This is a genomic window from Pseudomonas sp. NPDC087185, assembly GCF_044744955.1.
Taxonomy (GTDB): domain Bacteria; phylum Pseudomonadota; class Gammaproteobacteria; order Pseudomonadales; family Pseudomonadaceae; genus Aquipseudomonas.
On the sequence record NZ_JBIUZK010000004.1, the window covers coordinates 668,104 to 685,229 of the forward strand.

At 62.5% G+C, this 17,126-nt stretch carries 18 protein-coding genes; 8 read left to right on the forward strand and 10 right to left on the reverse strand.

The window, feature by feature from the left end:
- Positions 1-11 precede the first annotated feature (11 nt).
- Positions 12-1,913, reverse strand: a complete 1,902-nt coding sequence (gene estP, locus ACIPIJ_RS17600) for an esterase EstP (protein WP_401078903.1) — start codon at positions 1,911-1,913, stop codon at positions 12-14.
- Between the two features lie 374 nt (positions 1,914-2,287).
- On the opposite strand from estP, the gene ACIPIJ_RS17605 reads away from it, so the two are divergent.
- From ACIPIJ_RS17605 to ACIPIJ_RS17620, 4 genes are read left to right on the forward strand one after another with little or no spacing between them, the layout of a single operon-like run.
- The gene (locus ACIPIJ_RS17605) at positions 2,288-2,881 is read left to right on the forward strand and encodes an aminodeoxychorismate/anthranilate synthase component II (RefSeq protein ID WP_401078906.1); all 594 of its coding nucleotides are present in this window, start codon (positions 2,288-2,290) and stop codon (positions 2,879-2,881) included.
- 9 nt (positions 2,882-2,890) lie between these two features.
- On the forward strand, positions 2,891-3,940 hold the full coding sequence (gene trpD / locus ACIPIJ_RS17610) for an anthranilate phosphoribosyltransferase (protein ID WP_401078908.1): 1,050 nt from the start codon (positions 2,891-2,893) through the stop codon (positions 3,938-3,940).
- Positions 3,937-4,770 carry an indole-3-glycerol phosphate synthase TrpC gene (gene trpC, locus ACIPIJ_RS17615; RefSeq protein ID WP_401078911.1) on the forward strand — a complete coding sequence of 278 codons (834 nt, stop codon included), beginning with the start codon at positions 3,937-3,939 and terminating at the stop codon, positions 4,768-4,770. Before trpD ends, trpC begins: the two co-directional genes overlap by 4 nt.
- A 56-nt stretch (positions 4,771-4,826) precedes the next feature.
- Positions 4,827-5,531 (forward strand): biotin/lipoate A/B protein ligase family protein, encoded by a 705-nt coding sequence (locus ACIPIJ_RS17620; RefSeq protein ID WP_401078913.1) that lies wholly within the window; start codon positions 4,827-4,829, stop codon positions 5,529-5,531.
- Here ACIPIJ_RS17620 and crp read toward each other — a convergent pair.
- A complete protein-coding gene (gene crp / locus ACIPIJ_RS17625; RefSeq protein WP_401078916.1) occupies positions 5,528-6,172 on the reverse strand; it encodes a cAMP-activated global transcriptional regulator CRP in 645 nt (214 codons plus the stop codon). The two genes, ACIPIJ_RS17620 and crp, sit on opposite strands and share 4 nt — an antisense overlap.
- A gap of 189 nt (positions 6,173-6,361) precedes the next feature.
- On the opposite strand from crp, the gene ACIPIJ_RS17630 reads away from it, so the two are divergent.
- Complete coding sequence (locus tag ACIPIJ_RS17630; protein ID WP_016715792.1) at positions 6,362-6,784, forward strand: OsmC family protein; 423 nt, start codon at positions 6,362-6,364, stop codon at positions 6,782-6,784.
- A 35-nt stretch (positions 6,785-6,819) separates the two neighbouring features.
- On the opposite strand, the gene ACIPIJ_RS17635 is transcribed toward ACIPIJ_RS17630, so the two are convergent.
- From ACIPIJ_RS17635 to hemJ, 6 genes are all read right to left on the reverse strand, one after another.
- The gene (locus tag ACIPIJ_RS17635; protein WP_401078919.1) at positions 6,820-7,860 is read right to left on the reverse strand and encodes a DUF2157 domain-containing protein; all 1,041 of its coding nucleotides are present in this window, start codon (positions 7,858-7,860) and stop codon (positions 6,820-6,822) included.
- Between the two features lie 10 nt (positions 7,861-7,870).
- Positions 7,871-8,518: a 2-polyprenyl-3-methyl-6-methoxy-1,4-benzoquinone monooxygenase gene (gene coq7 / locus ACIPIJ_RS17640; RefSeq protein ID WP_401078921.1), complete on the reverse strand. Its 648-nt coding sequence runs from the start codon at positions 8,516-8,518 to the stop codon at positions 7,871-7,873.
- 66 nt (positions 8,519-8,584) lie between these two features.
- On the reverse strand, positions 8,585-8,923 hold the full coding sequence (locus tag ACIPIJ_RS17645) for a histidine triad nucleotide-binding protein (RefSeq protein WP_016484636.1): 339 nt from the start codon (positions 8,921-8,923) through the stop codon (positions 8,585-8,587).
- A 64-nt stretch (positions 8,924-8,987) separates the two neighbouring features.
- The gene (locus ACIPIJ_RS17650; RefSeq protein WP_401078923.1) at positions 8,988-9,770 is read right to left on the reverse strand and encodes an SDR family NAD(P)-dependent oxidoreductase; all 783 of its coding nucleotides are present in this window, start codon (positions 9,768-9,770) and stop codon (positions 8,988-8,990) included.
- A 67-nt stretch (positions 9,771-9,837) separates the two neighbouring features.
- Positions 9,838-10,794, reverse strand: coding sequence for an NAD(P)H-dependent flavin oxidoreductase (locus ACIPIJ_RS17655; RefSeq protein ID WP_401078926.1), 957 nt, complete (start codon positions 10,792-10,794; stop codon positions 9,838-9,840).
- Between the two features lie 30 nt (positions 10,795-10,824).
- Positions 10,825-11,250 (reverse strand): protoporphyrinogen oxidase HemJ, encoded by a 426-nt coding sequence (hemJ, locus tag ACIPIJ_RS17660; RefSeq protein WP_401078927.1) that lies wholly within the window; start codon positions 11,248-11,250, stop codon positions 10,825-10,827.
- A gap of 142 nt (positions 11,251-11,392) precedes the next feature.
- Between hemJ and argC the strand changes: the two genes are divergently transcribed.
- Positions 11,393-12,427: an N-acetyl-gamma-glutamyl-phosphate reductase gene (gene argC / locus ACIPIJ_RS17665; protein WP_401078930.1), complete on the forward strand. Its 1,035-nt coding sequence runs from the start codon at positions 11,393-11,395 to the stop codon at positions 12,425-12,427.
- A 145-nt stretch (positions 12,428-12,572) separates the two neighbouring features.
- Entirely contained in the window at positions 12,573-12,923 is a 351-nt protein-coding gene (erpA, locus tag ACIPIJ_RS17670) for an iron-sulfur cluster insertion protein ErpA (protein ID WP_346613689.1), read from the forward strand.
- A gap of 71 nt (positions 12,924-12,994) precedes the next feature.
- On the opposite strand, the gene ACIPIJ_RS17675 is transcribed toward erpA, so the two are convergent.
- Together ACIPIJ_RS17675 and ACIPIJ_RS17680 are read right to left on the reverse strand one after the other, a co-directional pair.
- A complete protein-coding gene (locus ACIPIJ_RS17675) occupies positions 12,995-14,086 on the reverse strand; it encodes an anhydro-N-acetylmuramic acid kinase (RefSeq protein ID WP_401078933.1) in 1,092 nt (363 codons plus the stop codon).
- Positions 14,087-14,090: 4 nt separating this feature from the next.
- Positions 14,091-15,509, reverse strand: coding sequence for a peptidoglycan DD-metalloendopeptidase family protein (locus ACIPIJ_RS17680; protein ID WP_401078936.1), 1,419 nt, complete (start codon positions 15,507-15,509; stop codon positions 14,091-14,093).
- A 215-nt stretch (positions 15,510-15,724) separates the two neighbouring features.
- On the opposite strand from ACIPIJ_RS17680, the gene tyrS reads away from it, so the two are divergent.
- Positions 15,725-16,924: a tyrosine--tRNA ligase gene (tyrS, locus tag ACIPIJ_RS17685; protein WP_401078939.1), complete on the forward strand. Its 1,200-nt coding sequence runs from the start codon at positions 15,725-15,727 to the stop codon at positions 16,922-16,924.
- The last annotated feature ends 202 nt before the right edge of the window (positions 16,925-17,126 follow it).

Sequence of the window (17,126 nt, forward strand, 5' to 3'; positions counted from 1 at the left end):
GCCCCGGTGCCTCAGAAGTCGACGCTGAGCCCCAGGCTTACGCCTTGCTGGGTCAACTCATCACTCTTGCGCCAGTTGTAGTTCCCCCGTAGATGCACCCCGGCCACCAGTTCGTGGCTCAACCCCAGGCTGGCGCGGGTCAGGTTGCTGTGCGGCGTGTATCCTGTCAGCGTGAAATCATTGGCCGCCAGTGTCGTCAGGTGCAGGGTCACATCCTGCTGGTCATCCTCGAATTCATGCTCCCGCGCCACCTCGGCGAACATCCGCGTGCTAGGCAGCACCTGCACGTTGCCTAGCAGGCCTACGCCCAGGCGCCGCGAAGTGCGCTCCTGGTCGTCGAAGCCCAGCGCTGTCGAACGCCCACTCTTCTCGTCATACCCATCGACCTTGACCCGTGCATAGTCAGCGCTGATGAACGGCGCCAGTTGCCAGCGGCTGCTCTCTGCCGCCAAGTTGTAACCCAGCCGGCCGGTAACTGCCCAGGCTTCGCCATCGGTGTCGCCCTTTTCGCTGCGGTCGTTCACGCCCAGGGCGAAGGTGCGCTTGAGGTCGCGGTAGTCCAGGTGCCCGGCGCTGACTGCGGCATCGGCCCACCAGCGCTCCTGGCGGAACTGGGCGAAGGCGCTGGCCAGGTAGCTGTCGAGCTTGTAGTCCGAGTCTTGTTCACCTGCTTCCAGTTTCTGTCGGTAGACACCGCCGGCAAGCCCGAGGCGCCAGGCGTCGTTCAGCCGGTAACTGCCGCCCAAGGTCAGGTTGTAGCCGCGCCCGTCCGCGCTGGCCGCACTGCGCTGGTCGTCGAAGTCCAGGTCTTGGGCGCCGGTGGCGACGAAGGCTTGCCACTGGCCGACCGCTTGCCAGGGTGTCTGCCACTGGTTGCGCAGTTCGTCCTGGTGCGCACGCAGGCTGGCATGGGCCATTTCCGGCAGCAGCGTGAGCTCCCAGGGGGCAGACAGGATCGAGTAGCCATAGTCGGCGATCAGTTGCTGGCCGGCGATGGTCGGGTGCACCGAGTCATTGAACAGCAGCTTGGTCGGGTCGGGATTGCTGCCGCTGATGCCGTACACCGGGTTTTCCACACAACTGTTGCCGCTGTAGCAGGTGCCGACCAGGTTCTGGTCGCTGGCCAGGCCGAACTGCGTGGGGCTGGCCAGTGCCTCGCTCAGCAGTACTGGAATGTTCAGCGGAATGATCTCGGCGTCGATCTGCCCGAGCTGGTTGACCAGTGCCTGGTTGAACACGCTGGACAGTTGCGACAGCGGGTTTTGCTGCGGGGTGCCGCTGAAGTTCGGCGTCTGGCCAAGGTCGGGGAGCAGCCAGACCATAATGTAGCGCGCACCGCCTTGTTGCAGGGCCTGGGCGCTGGCAGCCAGGCGTGAGCCGGCAGCCACGGCATCGGCAGGGCTGTTTACCAGGCCCTGCAGGAAGTCGTTGCCACCGCCGGTCAGGTAGTAGAGCGCGTTGGGGTCGGCGCGCAGGCCGTTCGCCAGGTAGCCAGGGCGCTCACGGAAAACGAAGCCTGAGGCTGCACTGCCTGGTGGCACGACAACTTCGGAGGTTTGCGTGATCGAATCGAGGATCTGCTGCGTCGTATAGCCGCCCACAGCCCAGTTGTTGCCATCCGGGAGGCCTTGCACAAGGTTGCCCAACGAGGTCGAGGGGCCGAGTTCGGTGGCACCGAAACCCAGCTTGCTGCCCAGAATCATCGGCGAGACAGGCGCAAAGTTGCCATTTTCATCACGGTTGGTAAAACGCATGCCCGCCGTACCGCCGGTCAGGTCGGGAAACTGCCCGGCATCGGCCAGGCTGTCACCGAACACGATCATGGTCGAGTAAGGGGAGGGCGCGGCGAATGCCTGGCTGCAAGCCAGCGTCAATGTTGCCAGGGCAAAGCGCAATAACGGTGCTTTTTGCATCGATGAACATCCTTTTCATTGTTTTTATCGAGACTACCCGATCGACCATAGCAAATCGCTGGGCATGCCTTCCAAGTCCATTCGTTTCCCGGTGTTTACCGGCATATTGCGCCCGCCGCCCCGGTAAGCTACTGTGCCTGCAAGTATGAGCGAGACCTATCCCGTGTTGATCGTCAGCAAACTCTTGATGCGCGTTATCAAGGCCCACGCCCGTTGGCGTTGGCGCGCCTGACTTTATCTTTTGCCGGCCCGCCCGGCCCGTCCCTGTTTGCCTTCCTGTCCGTATCCGAGCGCCCTTAGTGGCAGCGCCGTGTCTCTTTTCGGTGTAGGAAGGTTCGACTTTTAAAGTCAGTAGATTCTAGAGGTTTAGCCTGATGTTACTGATGATCGACAATTACGACTCATTCACTTACAACGTCGTTCAATACCTTGGCGAGCTGGGTGCCGAGGTCAAGGTCATCCGCAACGACGAAATCACCGTTGCCGAGATCGAAGCCCTCAACCCTGAGCGCATCGTCGTTTCCCCTGGCCCATGCACGCCGAGCGAAGCGGGCGTGTCCATCGAGGCCATTTTGCATTTCGCCGGCAAGCTGCCGATCCTTGGCGTATGCCTCGGCCACCAGTCCATCGGCCAGGCCTATGGCGGTGATGTGGTGCGTGCCCGCCAGGTCATGCATGGCAAGACCAGCCCGGTGTATCACCGAGACCTGGGCGTGTTCGCCGGCCTGAACAACCCGCTCACGGTAACCCGCTACCATTCCCTGGTGGTCAAGCGCGAAACGCTGCCCGATTGCCTGGAAGTGACCGCCTGGACCGCCCATGACGATGGCTCGGTCGACGAGATCATGGGCCTGCGCCACAAGACGCTGAACATCGAAGGGGTGCAGTTCCATCCCGAGTCCATCCTGACCGAGCAGGGGCACGAGCTGTTCGCCAACTTCCTCAAGCAGACCGGCGGCCGCCGCTAAGGACCGAGCATGGATATCAAGAGCGCGTTGAGCCGTATTGTCGGCCACCTGGACCTTTCCACCGAAGAAATGCGTGACGTCATGCGCCAGATCATGACGGGCCAGTGCAGCGAGGCGCAGATCGGCGCCTTCCTGATGGGCATGCGCATGAAAAGCGAGAGCATCGACGAAATCGTCGGTGCGGTTTCGGTGATGCGCGAGCTGGCCGACAAGGTCGAACTGAAAAGCCTCGATGGCGTCGTCGATATCGTCGGTACCGGCGGTGATGGCGCCAACATCTTCAACGTCTCCACCGCCTCGTCATTCGTTCTGGCGGCGGCAGGCTGCACCGTGGCCAAGCATGGTAACCGCGCGGTGTCGGGCAAGAGCGGCAGTGCCGACTTGCTGGAAGCGGCCGGCATCTACCTGAATCTGACGCCTACGCAGGTTGCCCGCTGCATCGACAGCCTGGGCATCGGCTTCATGTTCGCGCAAAGCCACCACTCCGCCATGAAGCATTGTGCTGGCCCGCGTCGCGATCTGGGGCTGCGTACCCTGTTCAACATGCTTGGCCCGCTTACGAATCCGGCCGGCGTGAAACACCAGGTGGTCGGTGTGTTCAGCCAGGCGCTGTGCCGCCCGCTGGCCGAAGTGTTGCAGCGCTTGGGCAGCAAGCATGTGCTGGTGGTGCATTCGAAGGATGGCCTGGACGAGTTCAGCCTGGCCGCCCCGACCTTCGTCGCTGAACTGAAGAATGACCAGGTCAGCGAATACTGGGTCGAGCCGGAAGACCTCGGCATCAAGAGTCAGAGCCTGCACGGCCTGGCGGTCGAGAACCCGCAGGCCTCGCTGGAGCTGATCCGGGACGCACTGGGCCGGCGCAAGACCGAGAATGGCCAGAAGGCTGCCGAAATGATCGTGCTCAACGCGGGGGCGGCGCTGTATGCAGCTGATCACGCCATGACCCTGGCACAGGGCGTGGAACTGGCCCACGACGTCCTGCATACCGGGCTGGCCTGGGAAAAACTGCAGGAGCTGGGTGCCTTTACGGCGGTATTCAAGGTGGAGAACGAAGCATGAGTGTCCCGACGGTGCTGGAAAGGATCATTGCCCGCAAGTTCCAGGAAGTGGCCGAGCGCAGCGCGCGCGTCAGCCTCGCCGAGCTAGAGCGCCTGGCCAAGGCTGCCGATGCCCCGCGCGGCTTTGCCAATGCGCTGATCGAGCAGGCCAAGCGCAAGCAGCCTGCGGTGATCGCCGAAATCAAGAAGGCCTCACCCAGCAAAGGGGTCATCCGCGAAAACTTCGTGCCGTCGGAAATCGCCGTCAGCTACGAGAAGGGTGGGGCGACCTGCCTGTCGGTGCTGACCGACGTGGACTACTTCCAGGGTGCTGACGAATACCTGCAGCAGGCGCGCGCCGCGGTTTCGCTGCCGGTGATCCGCAAGGACTTCATGGTCGACCCGTATCAGATCGTTGAAGCGCGGGCATTGGGCGCCGACTGTGTGCTGCTGATCGTGTCGGCGCTGGACGATGTGAAGATGGCCGAACTGGCCGCCACCGCCAAGGATGTCGGCCTCGATGTGCTGGTCGAAGTGCACGATGGCGACGAACTGGAACGTGCGTTGAAAACCCTCGACACGCCATTGGTCGGCGTCAATAACCGCAACCTGCATACTTTCGAAGTCAGCCTGGACACCACCCTCGACCTGCTGCCACGCATTCCGCGTGACCGCCTGGCGATCACCGAGAGCGGCATTCTCAACCGTGCGGATGTCGAGCTGATGGAAATCAACGAGGTCTACTCGTTCCTGGTCGGTGAGGCGTTCATGCGCGCCGATCAGCCTGGGCTCGAATTGCAGCGGTTATTCTTCCCCGAACAGGTGAAGAAGACTGTTCAGCAACTGGACTGATCAAAACGAAGCCGGCTTTTGCCGGCTTTTTTGTTTGCCTGAATCAAAGGTGGCCAATGACTGACCAACCCCTGGCGCTGACCGTCGAACAAGGCCTGCATGCCGAACAGGATCTGCTTGCTGCGGTGTGCCGCGGTGAGCGCGACGCCGGCGTGTTGTTCTGGCGCCCCACCGACCATGCCCTGGTCATGCCCAGGCGCATGAGCCGCCTCGACAACTTCGAAGCGGCCTGCTCGGAACTGGCGATCGCCGGTTGGCCGGTGCTGCTGCGCGAAACCGGTGGCGAGCCGGTGCCGCAGTCGCATTCGACGGTGAATGTGGCGCTGGTGTACGTGGCGCCGCGCAGCGAAGGCGACCATGGCCGTATCGAGAACGCCTACGAGCGCTTGTGCCTGCCACTGTGCGAGGTGTTGCGTGAGTGGGGGGGCGTGGCTTCTGTGGGCGAAATTGACGGCGCGTTCTGCGATGGCCGCTACAACGTCAACCTCAACGGTCGCAAACTGGTCGGCACCGCCCAGCGCTGGCGCCAGGGCCTGGGTGGCAAGCGCCCGGTGGTGCTGGTGCACGGTGCTTTGTTGCTGGATAACGAACGCGAGTCGATGGTCGCGGCGGTCAACCGCTTCAACGAATGCTGCGAGCTGGAGCAGCGTTGCCGGGCCGACAGCCATATTGCCCTGCATGAAGTGGCGCCCGCGGCGCCCTGGTTCGAGCGCCTGTCGCGGGCTTATGACGAAGTGTTGGCCGCCCTGCCAAAAGATTAACGGGTGCCGTAGACCACCATGGTCTTGCCTTTGACCTGGACCAGGCTGCGCTCTTCGAGGTCCTTGAGGACGCGGCCGACCATTTCCCGCGAGCAACCGACGATGCGGCCAATTTCCTGACGGGTGATCTTGATCTGCATGCCATCCGGGTGGGTCATGGCATCCGGCTGCTTGCACAGGTCGAGCAGGCAACGGGCAACGCGACCGGTAACGTCGAAGAAGGCCAGGTCGCCGACTTTACGTGTGGTGTTGCGCAAGCGCTGGGCCATCTGGCTGCCAAGCGCGTAGAGGATGTCCGGGTCTTGGCGGGCCAGCTCGCGGAACTTGTCGTAGCTGATCTCCGCCACTTCGCATTCGGTCTTGGCACGCACCCAGGCGCTGCGTTGCTGATCGCTTCCGGCAGGTTCGAACAATCCCAGTTCGCCGAAGAAGTCGCCACTGTTGAGGTAGGCGATGATCATCTCGTGGCCTTCGTCATCTTCGATGATGATGGTGACCGAACCCTTGATGATGAACGACAGCGTTTCGGCTCGGTCACCTGCGCAGATGATGTTGCTCTTGGCGGTGTAGCGGCGGCGCTGGCAGTGCACCAGCAGCTTGTCGATGTTCTTGATCTTGGCGGGTAGGGCTGAGGCAACCATCACGAAATCCTGTTCGATGCGACGCATAGGCTCTTGTTAGAGATGTCTGGCATGACGCGCCAGTCAATTGGCGCCAGCTTATCAGACACTGCAGGATGTTTCGGCACTAATGCGACGCGTGTTGAGCTTTTCCGACAGGCACACAAGCCTTAAGCTGACACCCTTTTGCGAAATTCAGGAGTACGACAGATGAAGGCACGCATCCAGTGGGCCGGTGAAGCGATGTTCCTCGGCGAATCGGGGAGCGGCCACGTCGTGGTCATGGACGGCCCGCCCGAGGCCGGTGGCCGCAACCTGGGCGTGCGCCCGATGGAAATGCTCCTGCTCGGTCTGGGGGGCTGCAGCAGCTTCGACGTGGTGAGCATCCTGAAGAAGTCGCGCCAGGCAGTGGAAAGCTGCGAAGCCTTTCTGGAGGCCGAGCGTGCCAGCGAAGACCCGAAGGTGTTCACCAAGATCCACATGAACTTCGTGGTCAAAGGCCGTGCGCTTAAAGAGGCGCAGGTCAAACGCGCAGTGGAACTGTCGGCGGAGAAGTATTGCTCGGCGTCGATCATGCTGGAGCGCGCCGGCGTGGAAATCACCCATGGCTACGAGATCGTAGAGCTGGGCTGAGACGTTCTGGGGCCGCGAGGCGGCCCCAGCGATCTTCAGTTGCGCAGTGCCGGCAGGGCAACCCGCAACCATTCAGGTAAACAGCCTCGGACAGCTTGGCTCAGCCGCTCCCGGCGCTTCTGATACCCCAGCCCCAGGCCGATGATCCCCAGCCCGATCAGCGTTACCACCACCGGGAACAGCAGCGACTCGGCAAACACCTCGTAAGACAGGTACCCCAGGTAAGCCGCCACCCCCAGCGCCCCGAACACCATGAACACCGGCCGGCGCAGCAATACCGCAAAGCCCATCAGGCCCAGGTTGATTAAGCAGTACAGCGCCTTGCCCAGCTCGCTGTCGCTCTCCATCATCGTCAGCCCGCCCCAGAATGCCGCCAGCCCGGCCAGGTAACCCCAGTGGGCATAATCCTCTCGGGTGCGGCCATCGACGAGCAGAAACACCAGCAGCAGGCCAAGCCCGAACCACAGTGAAACGGTGCGCCGCTGTTCCCAGCTGAACGGTGAGCCGTACACCCACTCGCTGAGGTCCATGGACATGAACCACAGCGCGACGGCAATCGGCATCACGATGAACGGGTAGGGGATCACGCGCAGCATCAGCAGACCGGCGACCACCGTGGCTGCTTCCATCACCAGCCAGCCGCCCTGCACATAGGTGTAGTACTGATGATAAGCCGTTTGCCGATCGTCCAGCGGCCACCATCCGGTCAAGCGCTCGATGGCGAACACCGCCAATGGCACGATACTGACCGCGACCGCCGCCAGCACGCCGGCGGCAATAGGCTGCTGGCGCCGTTGCAAGTTGAGGGCGAACAGGGTGAGCAGCGCGATGTAGAGCATGGCAATGGCCAGCAATGCCCAATCGCCGATACCCATCCAGGCTACGGTCAGCAACCAGCCCATCGCCGCCATGATCAGCAGCGCGCCGAAATAGAAGGCTATGTGTGCCAGCTGGAAGCTGCCCCGTGCCGTTGGCTGCTGGCGCAGGAATGCCAGCAGGGCCTGGTCCTGGCCCTGCTGCAGAATGCCGGCTTGCACGGCGCGCGCCAGGTCCTTGGCGTCGAAACGGTCCGTCATGGGTGTGCCCTTAGATGCGGTAGGTGCTCTTGGTCATGACCTTGGCCAGCAGGCTCATGCCGAAACGTACAGGCGCGGGGAAGCGATAGCCGCCGGCCTCGAGGGCCGATTCAGCGTGCTGCTCTTCATCCACGCGCATCTGTTCGAGAATGGCGCGGGACTTTTCGTCCTCGTCGGGGATTTGCTCCAGGTGCTCGTCCAGGTGTTTGCACACCTGATGCTCGGTGGCGGCGACGAAACCCAGGCTGACCTTGTCGCTGACCAAGCCGGCGAGTGCGCCGATGCCGAACGACATACCGTAGAACAACGGGTTGAGCACGCTCGGGTGGCTGCCCAGCTGGCGAATGCGCTGTTCGCACCAGGCCAGGTGGTCGATTTCTTCCTCGGCGGCATGTTCCATCGCCTTGCGCACCTGCGGCAGCTTGGCGGTCAGGGCCTGGCCCTGGTACAGCGCTTGCGCGCAGACTTCGCCGGTATGGTTGATGCGCATGAGCCCGGCGATGTGGCGGGTCTGGTTGTCGTCCAGTTCGACGTCCGGCTGGACGATGGCCGGTGACGGCCGGGACGGTTGGCCGCTGAAGGGCAGCAAGGTGCGCATGGCGGTATCGGCCTGCAGCAACAAGCGGTCGAGCGGCGAATAGTGACGTTCGGTAGCCATCGGGCACCTCCGCTGAAGTGATGCCCGACAGTTTACCTCAATCGCCCGGGGCGGGCTTGCCTTGGGTCAGCCCGGTGGCCAGTTCATCTGACGCTGGCCGAGCACGTGCATGTGGATGTGGTACACGGTCTGGCCACCTTTCGGGTTGCAGTTCATCACCACGCGGAAACCTTCTTCGCAACCTTGTTCGACTGCCAGGCGCTGGGCGGTGAACAGGATATGGCCGGCCAGGGCTTTGTCTTCTTCGGTCAGGTCATTGAGGGTGCGGATGTGTTTCTTCGGAATGACGAGAAAGTGTACCGGCGCCGCTGGGGCTATGTCCTTGAAGGCCAGGACCTGGTCATCTTCGTAGATGATATCCGCCGGGATTTCCCGGTTGATGATTTTGAGGAATAAATCGTCCACAGCACTTGCTCCATGGTGAGGGTCCCGGCCGAGTGTACTGAGCCAGGCGCCACTCGCCCAGTGGCTATTCCATTCCGACGGGGCAGTAGCGGCGGAGGATGAAGCCTGCGAGCTTGCGTGTGAGCCAGCGTGGTAGCAGGCGCGGGGCGAAGGCCAGCCAGCGGTTGCGCCGTACCGGCATGATCACTGCTCGGTTCTTGGCCAACGCGCGCACGGTGTACAGCGCCACTTCCTCGGGGCTCAGGCAGCGGCTGCTGCCTTCGAGCCTGGGAATGCGCCGGCGTGCCGAGCGCACCGGGCCGGGGCACAGTACCGAGACCTTGATGCCGGTGGGCTTGAGCTCTTCGCGCAGGGCCTCGGTAAAGTTCAGCACATAGGCCTTGCTGGCGGCATAGGTGGCCATCGACGGGCCCGGCGCGACGGCTGCCAGCCCGGCGACATTGAGGATCTGCCCGCCGCCCTGGACGGCCATCAGGTTGCCGATGGCATGGCAAAGCCGGCTCAACGCGAGGATGTTCACTTCCAGCAGGTCCTGTTCGTCCGCCCACTCATGGGCCAGGAACGGGCCGTAGGTGCGCTGGCCGGCGCAGTTCACCAGCAGGTCGATGCGCCGCTCGCCTTCTTCCAGTTCGAGCACGAACCCGGACAAGCGCAGCGGCTGGCTGAGGTCGCAGGCACGGAACAGCACTTCGACGCCAAAGCGCTGGGTCAGCTCGATGGCCACGGGTTCGAGCGTTTCACGGTGGCGTGCCACCAGGATCAGGTTGCGCCCGCGCCGCGCCAGGGCTTCCGCAAGGGCCAGGCCCAGGCCGCTGGAAGCACCAGTGATCATGGCGTAACGGGTCATGCAAGGCTCCTGGGGGCTGAAGAGGGCGGCTAGTGTACAGCTTGGCCAGACAAGGTGTTGCCTTTTGCTACAAGGCCTTGGCGCACAATAATTGGCTGTGTTCCAACGCTGCCCGGTACTCGCCGTGCAGGCGTTCGATCAGTGCGGCGGCGGCGGGCAGGTCGTGGATCTCGCCTACACCTTGGCCCGCGGACCAGACTGTCTTCCAGGCCTTGGCCTCGTCATCGATGGGCTTGAGCTTGCCCTGTGCGTGGCTGCTGTTAAGAGCAGAAAAATCATAGCCGGCCTTTTCCAGGCTTGGGCGCAGGAAGCTCGCCGGGATGCCGGACACTGCGGGGGTGTGGACGATGTCGGCGGCATGGGCGTCGAGCAGCATCTGTTTATACGCATCCTGCGCGTGGCTCTCGCGGGTAGCGATGAAGCGGGTGCCCATGTAGGCCAGGTCGGCGCCGAGCAACTGAGCAGCAAGAATTTCGTGGCCGTGGTTAATGCATCCGGCCAGTAGCAGGGTCTTGTCGAAGAACTGGCGAATTTCAGCCGCCAGGGCGAACGGGCTCCAGGTGCCGGCATGCCCGCCGGCACCCGCCGCCACGGCAATCAACCCATCGACGCCGGCCTCGGCGGCTTTCTCGGCATGCCGCCGTGTCGTCACGTCATGGAACACCAGGCCGCCGTAGCTGTGCACGGCATCCACCACTTCCTTCACCGCGCCGAGGCTGGTGATGACGATGGGCACGCGATGCTCGACGCACAGCGCGAGGTCGGCCTGCAGCCGAGGGTTGCTGGGGTGGACGATCAGGTTGACCGCATAGGGGGCCGGCGCCTCGAGCAGCGCCAGGCCCGCCTCGATCTCTATGAGCCAGGCCTTGAAGCCGGCGCTGTCGCGCTGGTTCAGGGCCGGGAAGCTGCCGACCACGCCGCTGCCGCAGCAAGCCAGGACCAGCTGGGGGTTGGAGATCAGGAACATCGGCGCTGCCACCACGGGCAGGCGCAGGCGTTGTTCAAGCGAGGCGGGCAGGGACATGGGCGAGGCTCCGGTGCAGGACGGTTATCGTCAGAACGGTTTGACCACCACGAGAATTACGATGCCCAGCAGGAACAGCACCGGCACCTCGTTGAACCAGCGGTAGTACACATGGCTGCGGGTGTTGGTGCCATTGGCAAAGCGTTTGCGCTGGGCGCCGCAGATGTGATGGTAGCCGGTGAGCAGGATTACCAGTGTGAGCTTGGCATGCAACCAGGCGCCGCTGAGCAAGCCAGGGTTGAGGTAGAGCATCCAGGCGCCGAACACGTAGGTGGCGATCATCGCTGGGTTCATGATGCCGCGGTACAGCTTGCGCTCCATGGTCACGAAGCGGTCCTGGCTGATGCTGTCCTGGCTCTGGGCATGGTAGACGAACAGCCGGGGCAGATAAAACAGGCCGGCAAACCAGCAGACCACGCTGACGATGTGCAGCGCTTTGATCCATAGGTAAAGCATTGAGAGAGTTCCTTCAGGTATTCACGGTCGTCAGATAGTAGAGGCCAAGCGCCCGAAGGGTCACCCGAAGAGTTGTTACAGGCGCCTTGCGCCCCTATTATCGTGCGCTTTCCAGACGGCTCGTTGATAAGGGGCAAGCGTTATGATCAAGGTCGGTATTGTCGGCGGCACGGGTTACACCGGCGTCGAACTGTTGCGTCTGCTGGCACAGCATCCACAGGCCGAAGTGGCGGTCATCACTTCGCGTTCCGAGGCGGGCGTGGCGGTCGCCGACATGTATCCGAACCTGCGTGGCCACTATGACGGCCTCGCTTTCAGCGTGCCGGACAGCAAGGCCCTGGCCGCCTGTGATGTGGTGTTCTTCGCCACCCCGCACGGTGTCGCCCACGCCCTGGCTGGCGAGCTGCTGGCGGCCGGCACCAAGGTCATCGACTTGTCCGCCGACTTCCGCCTGCAGGATGCTGCCGAGTGGGCCAAATGGTACGGCCAGCCGCATGGTGCCCCGGAACTGCTTGAAGATGCGGTCTACGGCCTGCCTGAAGTCAACCGCGAGAAGATTCGCCAGGCACGCCTGATTGCCGTACCTGGCTGTTACCCGACGGCGACCCAGTTGGGCTTCCTGCCGCTGCTCGAAGCAGGCCTGGCCGACCCGTCGCGCCTGATCGCCGACTGCAAGTCGGGTGTCAGCGGTGCTGGCCGTGGGGCTGCCGTCGGCTCGCTGTTCTGTGAAGCAGGCGAGAGCATGAAGGCCTACGCGGTCAAGGGCCACCGCCACCTGCCGGAAATCAGCCAGGGCCTGCGCCTGGCAGCGGGCACGGACATCGGCCTGACGTTCGTGCCGCACCTCACGCCAATGATCCGGGGTATTCACTCGACCCTGTACGCAACGGTTGCCGATAAATCGGTCGACCTGCAGGCACTGTTCGAAAAACGCTATGCGGATGAACCGTTCGTCGACGTGATGCCAGCCGGTAGCCACCCGGAAACCCGCAGTGTGCGCGGTGCCAACGTCTGCCGCATTGCCGTTCATCGCCCGCAGGGGGGTGACTTGGTGGTGGTGCTGTCGGTCATCGACAACCTGGTCAAGGGCGCGTCCGGCCAGGCGGTGCAGAACCTGAACATCCTGTTCGGCCTGGACGAGCGCATGGGCCTGTCCCACGCCGGCCTGCTGCCGTAAGGCATTGCCCGTCGAAAAGGCCCGCCGTGTGCGGGCCTTTTGTTTGGCGCGACTAAAGCCGCACAATTGTTGACCGATTTTCTCGGAGAAGCGGATAATGCGCGTCATCGAGTTATATGGCGGCTACCGCGCCGGGAGAATCAACATGAGCGTCGAAACCTTCACCCCCACGGCTTTGGAATTCACTCACGGCGCCGCGCAAAAGGTGAAGACTCTGGTTTCAGAAGAAGGCAATGATCGCCTGAAACTGCGGGTTTTCGTGACCGGCGGCGGCTGCTCGGGCTTCCAGTACGGCTTTACCTTCGATGAAGATGTGGCCGAAGACGATACCATCGTCGAGCGCGAAGGCGTGTCGCTGGTGGTCGACCCGATGAGCTACCAGTACCTGGCCGGCGCCGAGGTGGACTATCAGGAAGGCCTGGAAGGTTCGCGTTTCGTCATCAAGAACCCGAATGCCGCCACCACCTGTGGCTGCGGTTCGTCGTTCTCTATCTGAGCCCAGGTTGAACGAAAACGCCGCGCAATTGCGCGGCGTTTTGCATTGTGGCGCGTTGTGCGGCGGTGGGGTCAGGCCGGGTAGATTGCGCCGAGAACGCGCAGCCCCTTGGCAGCCGTTACACTGGGGCGGTTGGCGGCGATGCCTTCAAGGCAGCAATGGGCGAGCCAGGCAAAGGCCATGGCCTCGACCCAGTCCGGGTCTACGCCATGTGCCCCGGTGCTCGCGACCTGGGCAGTGGGCAACAGCGCGCCAAGGCGAGCCATCAAGGCACCATTGCGCGCGCCGCCACCGCATACCAGCAGCGCTTCGGTATCTTGCTGGGCGTTGTGCAGGGACTCGATGATGCTGCGTGCGGTCAATTCCAGAAGGGTGGCCTGCACATCTTCGTCGCGGTAGTGCGGCAGGCGGGCCAGATGGCCATCCAGCCAAGGCAGGTTGAACACTTCGCGGCCGGTGCTTTTCGGGCCGCTGCCGGCAAAGAACGGGTCGCTCAGCAGGGCGCTGAGCAAGTCGGGCTGGACAACGCCGCTGGCTGCCCACGCGCCATCGGCATCATAAGGTTGGCCACGCTTGCGCTCGATCCAGGCGTCCAGCAACACATTGCCCGGGCCGCAGTCGAAGCCGTGTACGGGCTTTTCGTGTTCGATCAGGCTGAGGTTGCTGAAACCGCCGACGTTGAGCACTGCCAGGCGCTGGCCCAGGTGGCTGAACAGGGTCTCATGGAAGGCTGGCACCAACGGCGCGCCCTGGCCTCCGGCTGCCACATCGCGACGGCGGAAGTCGGCTACCACGCTGATCCCGGTGAGCTCGGCGAGCAGTGCCGGGTTACCGATCTGTACGGTGAAGCCGCGGGCGGGCTCATGGCGGATGGTCTGGCCGTGGCTGCCGATGGCGCGGATGGCTCCCGCCGACAGTCCCTGCTTGTTCAATAGCGCGTTGATGCCTTCGCCGGCCAGGCTGGCCCAGCGGTTCTCCGCCAATGCGGTGCGGGCGATCTCGTCGGGCCCGCTGGCGCACAGGGCAAGCAGCTGCTGACGCAGGTCGCTGGGCATGGGCAGGTAATGGGTGGCGAGCAGTTCGAGCTGCTTGCCTTGTTCGATCAAGGCGATGTCCAGGCCATCGAGGCTGGTACCGGACATCACCCCCAGGTAGAGCGCCATACGATCAGCGCTTGTTCGCTGCGAGCATGGTGGCCTTCTCCTGATCCATACGTGCGATCAGGGGCTGGCTCTGCTGCAGGAAACGCTGGCGTTCGGCTTTGGCGATCGGGTCGGACATCGGCACTTTCTGGCTCAATGGATCGACGTGTACACCGTTGACCTGGAACTCGTAGTGCAGATGCGGGCCGGTGGAGAGGCCGGTAGTGCCGATGTAGCCGATGATCTGCCCCTGTTTCACGTTGCTGCCGGTCTTGATGCCCTTGGCGAAGCCCTGCATGTGCCCGTAGAGCGTCTTGTAGCGGTTGCCGTGGGCAATGATCACGGTGTTGCCATAGCCGCCGCGGCGGCCAGCCAGTTCGATGCGGCCGTCGCCGGCCGCCTTGATCGGCGTGCCACGTGGCGCGGCGTAGTCGACGCCCTTGTGTGCGCGTATCTTGTTCAGGATCGGGTGCTTGCGGCCGGCGGAGAAGCGCGAGCTGATACGGGCGAAGTCCACTGGGGTGCGGATAAACGCCTTGCGCAGGCTGTTGCCGTCGGCAGTGTAGTAGCTGGTGTTGCCCTGCTTGTTGGTGTAGCGCACGGCGGTGTAGGTCTTGCTGCGGTTGGTGAAGCGGGCGGACAGGATATTGCCGGTGCCGACCACCTTGCCATCCATGACCTTCTGCTCGTAGACCACGTCGAATTCGTCGCCTGGGCGGATGTCCTGGGCAAAGTCGATGTCGTAGCCAAGCACCTTGGCCATGTCCATGGTCATGCTGTGCGACAGCCCGGCACGCTGGGCCGATGCCGACAGCGAACTCTTGATCACACCATGGGCGTAAGCGGTACGTACCACCGGCTTGCTGATTTCACGGTCGAAGGTGTAGCCCTTGGCGGTCTTGGTCAGGCGAATGGTTTCGAGGTTGCTGACCTTGCTATGCAGGCTGGCCAGTTGGCCATCCTTGTCGAGTTCGAACTGCAGCACTTGGCCATGCTTGAGCTGGCTGAACTGCTTGGCTTGCTTGTTGCTGGCCAGCAGGTCGTGCACGGCATTGGCTGGCAGGCCGACCTTGGCGAACAGCGTCGACAGGGTGTCGCCACGCGCCACGGTGACTTCGCGGTGGCCAGGCTCCTTGGCCTCCGGCTTCTGTTCGGGAGTGGGCGCTTGCTGTGCGGCTTGCTCGGTTTTCGATTCGGCGCCTTCGATCTGCGCGAAAGGCGAGCCCTGATCGGCTTCGGCCTGCACCAGGGGTGCGGCCTTGGATTCGTCCTTCAACTGCTCGGCCGGGCTTTCCAGCTCCAGGCTCAGGGTCGTCTTCTTGGCTTCGACTTCGCTGGAAGGAAATACCAGCAGGGCCAGGCTGAGCAGGGCGGCGATGCCGCTGGCGGCCAACAGATGGCTTTTCGGATAAAGCGGGGGCGCTTTAGGCGTTTCGTTGGTCATAGGTAGGTGACTTTTGAAGAAAAGTGAATATGGAAAAGATGAATGACATGATGAAGATGAAATAACTGTATAAAATATAACCAAATCCATTTTCACGCAAGGGCGCGTAGACGCCGCAAGGCTGCGGTCAGGTCACATTCCATTGCGAAACTTGTATTTGATGGCCGATCTTGTATGGTTGGCTCCCCTTGAATCTGAGCCTTGCGGGTCTGTCTATGAAGTCGGTTGAAGAGCAGCTGGCGCTTATCAAGCGCGGTGCGGAAGAAGTGTTGGTCGAGTCGGAACTGGTTGAGAAGCTCAAGCGCGGCCAGCCTCTGCGTATCAAGGCAGGTTTCGACCCTACCGCGCCTGACCTGCACCTGGGTCACACCGTGCTGATCAACAAGCTGCGCCAGTTCCAGGAGCTGGGCCACCAGGTGATCTTCCTGATCGGTGACTTCACCGGGATGATCGGTGACCCGAGCGGCAAGAGCGCCACACGCCCGCCGCTGACCCGCGAGCAGGTCCTGGATAACGCCGAGACCTATAAACAGCAGGTGTTCAAGATTCTCGACCCGGCCAAGACCGAGGTTGCGTTCAACTCCACCTGGATGGACACGCTGACCCCGGCCGATTTCATTCGCCTGGCATCGCAGTACACCGTGGCACGTATGCTCGAGCGCGATGACTTCGACAAGCGTTACACCGCCCATCAGCCGATCGCCATCCACGAGTTCCTCTACCCGCTGGTGCAGGGTTACGATTCGGTGGCACTGAATGCGGATGTGGAACTAGGGGGTACCGACCAGAAGTTCAACCTGCTGATGGGGCGCGAGCTGCAGCGCGCCTACGGCCAGGAAGCACAGAACATCGTGACCATGCCGTTGCTCGAAGGGCTCGACGGCGTGAAGAAAATGTCCAAGTCACTGGGTAACTATGTCGGCATCCAGGAAGCCCCGGGTGTGATGTACAGCAAGCTGGTGTCGATACCGGACACGCTGATGTGGCGCTACTTCGAACTGCTGAGTTTCCGTTCGATGGACGAGATCGAGCAGTTCCGTGCCGATGTCGCCAATGGCGCTAACCCGCGCGACATCAAGATCAAGCTGGCAGAAGAGATCGTTGCGCGCTTCCATGGTGAAGAGGCTGCTGCCAATGCTCATCGCGCTGCGGGTAACCGCATGAAAGAGGGCGAGTTGCCGGAAGACTTGCCTGAAATCGAAGTGGCTGCGGTTGAAGACTTGCCGATTGCTGCCGTGCTGAACAGAGCAGGGCTGGTGAAGAACTCGGCTCAGGCGCGGGACCTGCTTGCTGGCGGTGCAGTGAAGGTCGACGGTGCGGTGGTCGATCGCGACTTCATGTTTGCACTGGGCGCGACCCATGTGTGCCAGGCGGGTAAAAAGGCATTTGGCCGGGTTACCCTCAAGGCTGAGTGATCGCCGGGTTGGTGTAGCTATATATAGAAGCGGGGAGGCCGACAGGCCTCCCCGCTTTGTTTTTCAGCCATATGAAGGTTTATTGAAATTAAGCCTTGACGGGGTTTCGAATCCCCTTATAATGCGCCCCACTTCCAGCGTGATCGGAACGAGAAACTCCTTGAGATTCAACGAGTTACTTAATCCAGGCAGTGCTGGTAGT

What these genes read in the sequence shown, in the direction of transcription:
- ACIPIJ_RS17650 (WP_401078923.1), bottom strand. Translation starts at nt 9,770, where the DNA reads ATGACCCGTTACGCCATGATCACTGGTGCTTCCAGCGGCCTGGGCCTG.
- argC (WP_401078930.1), top strand. Translation starts at nt 11,393, where the DNA reads ATGATCAAGGTCGGTATTGTCGGCGGCACGGGTTACACCGGCGTCGAA.
- trpC (WP_401078911.1), top strand. Translation starts at nt 3,937, where the DNA reads ATGAGTGTCCCGACGGTGCTGGAAAGGATCATTGCCCGCAAGTTCCAG.
- hemJ (WP_401078927.1), bottom strand. Translation starts at nt 11,250, where the DNA reads ATGCTTTACCTATGGATCAAAGCGCTGCACATCGTCAGCGTGGTCTGC.
- estP (WP_401078903.1), bottom strand. Translation starts at nt 1,913, where the DNA reads ATGCAAAAAGCACCGTTATTGCGCTTTGCCCTGGCAACATTGACGCTG.
- ACIPIJ_RS17655 (WP_401078926.1), bottom strand. Translation starts at nt 10,794, where the DNA reads ATGTCCCTGCCCGCCTCGCTTGAACAACGCCTGCGCCTGCCCGTGGTG.
- ACIPIJ_RS17630 (WP_016715792.1), top strand. Translation starts at nt 6,362, where the DNA reads ATGAAGGCACGCATCCAGTGGGCCGGTGAAGCGATGTTCCTCGGCGAA.
- ACIPIJ_RS17680 (WP_401078936.1), bottom strand. Translation starts at nt 15,509, where the DNA reads ATGACCAACGAAACGCCTAAAGCGCCCCCGCTTTATCCGAAAAGCCAT.
- crp (WP_401078916.1), bottom strand. Translation starts at nt 6,172, where the DNA reads ATGGTTGCCTCAGCCCTACCCGCCAAGATCAAGAACATCGACAAGCTG.
- ACIPIJ_RS17635 (WP_401078919.1), bottom strand. Translation starts at nt 7,860, where the DNA reads ATGACGGACCGTTTCGACGCCAAGGACCTGGCGCGCGCCGTGCAAGCC.
- ACIPIJ_RS17675 (WP_401078933.1), bottom strand. Translation starts at nt 14,086, where the DNA reads ATGGCGCTCTACCTGGGGGTGATGTCCGGTACCAGCCTCGATGGCCTG.
- erpA (WP_346613689.1), top strand. Translation starts at nt 12,573, where the DNA reads ATGAGCGTCGAAACCTTCACCCCCACGGCTTTGGAATTCACTCACGGC.
- ACIPIJ_RS17620 (WP_401078913.1), top strand. Translation starts at nt 4,827, where the DNA reads ATGACTGACCAACCCCTGGCGCTGACCGTCGAACAAGGCCTGCATGCC.
- trpD (WP_401078908.1), top strand. Translation starts at nt 2,891, where the DNA reads ATGGATATCAAGAGCGCGTTGAGCCGTATTGTCGGCCACCTGGACCTT.
- coq7 (WP_401078921.1), bottom strand. Translation starts at nt 8,518, where the DNA reads ATGGCTACCGAACGTCACTATTCGCCGCTCGACCGCTTGTTGCTGCAG.
- tyrS (WP_401078939.1), top strand. Translation starts at nt 15,725, where the DNA reads ATGAAGTCGGTTGAAGAGCAGCTGGCGCTTATCAAGCGCGGTGCGGAA.
- ACIPIJ_RS17605 (WP_401078906.1), top strand. Translation starts at nt 2,288, where the DNA reads ATGTTACTGATGATCGACAATTACGACTCATTCACTTACAACGTCGTT.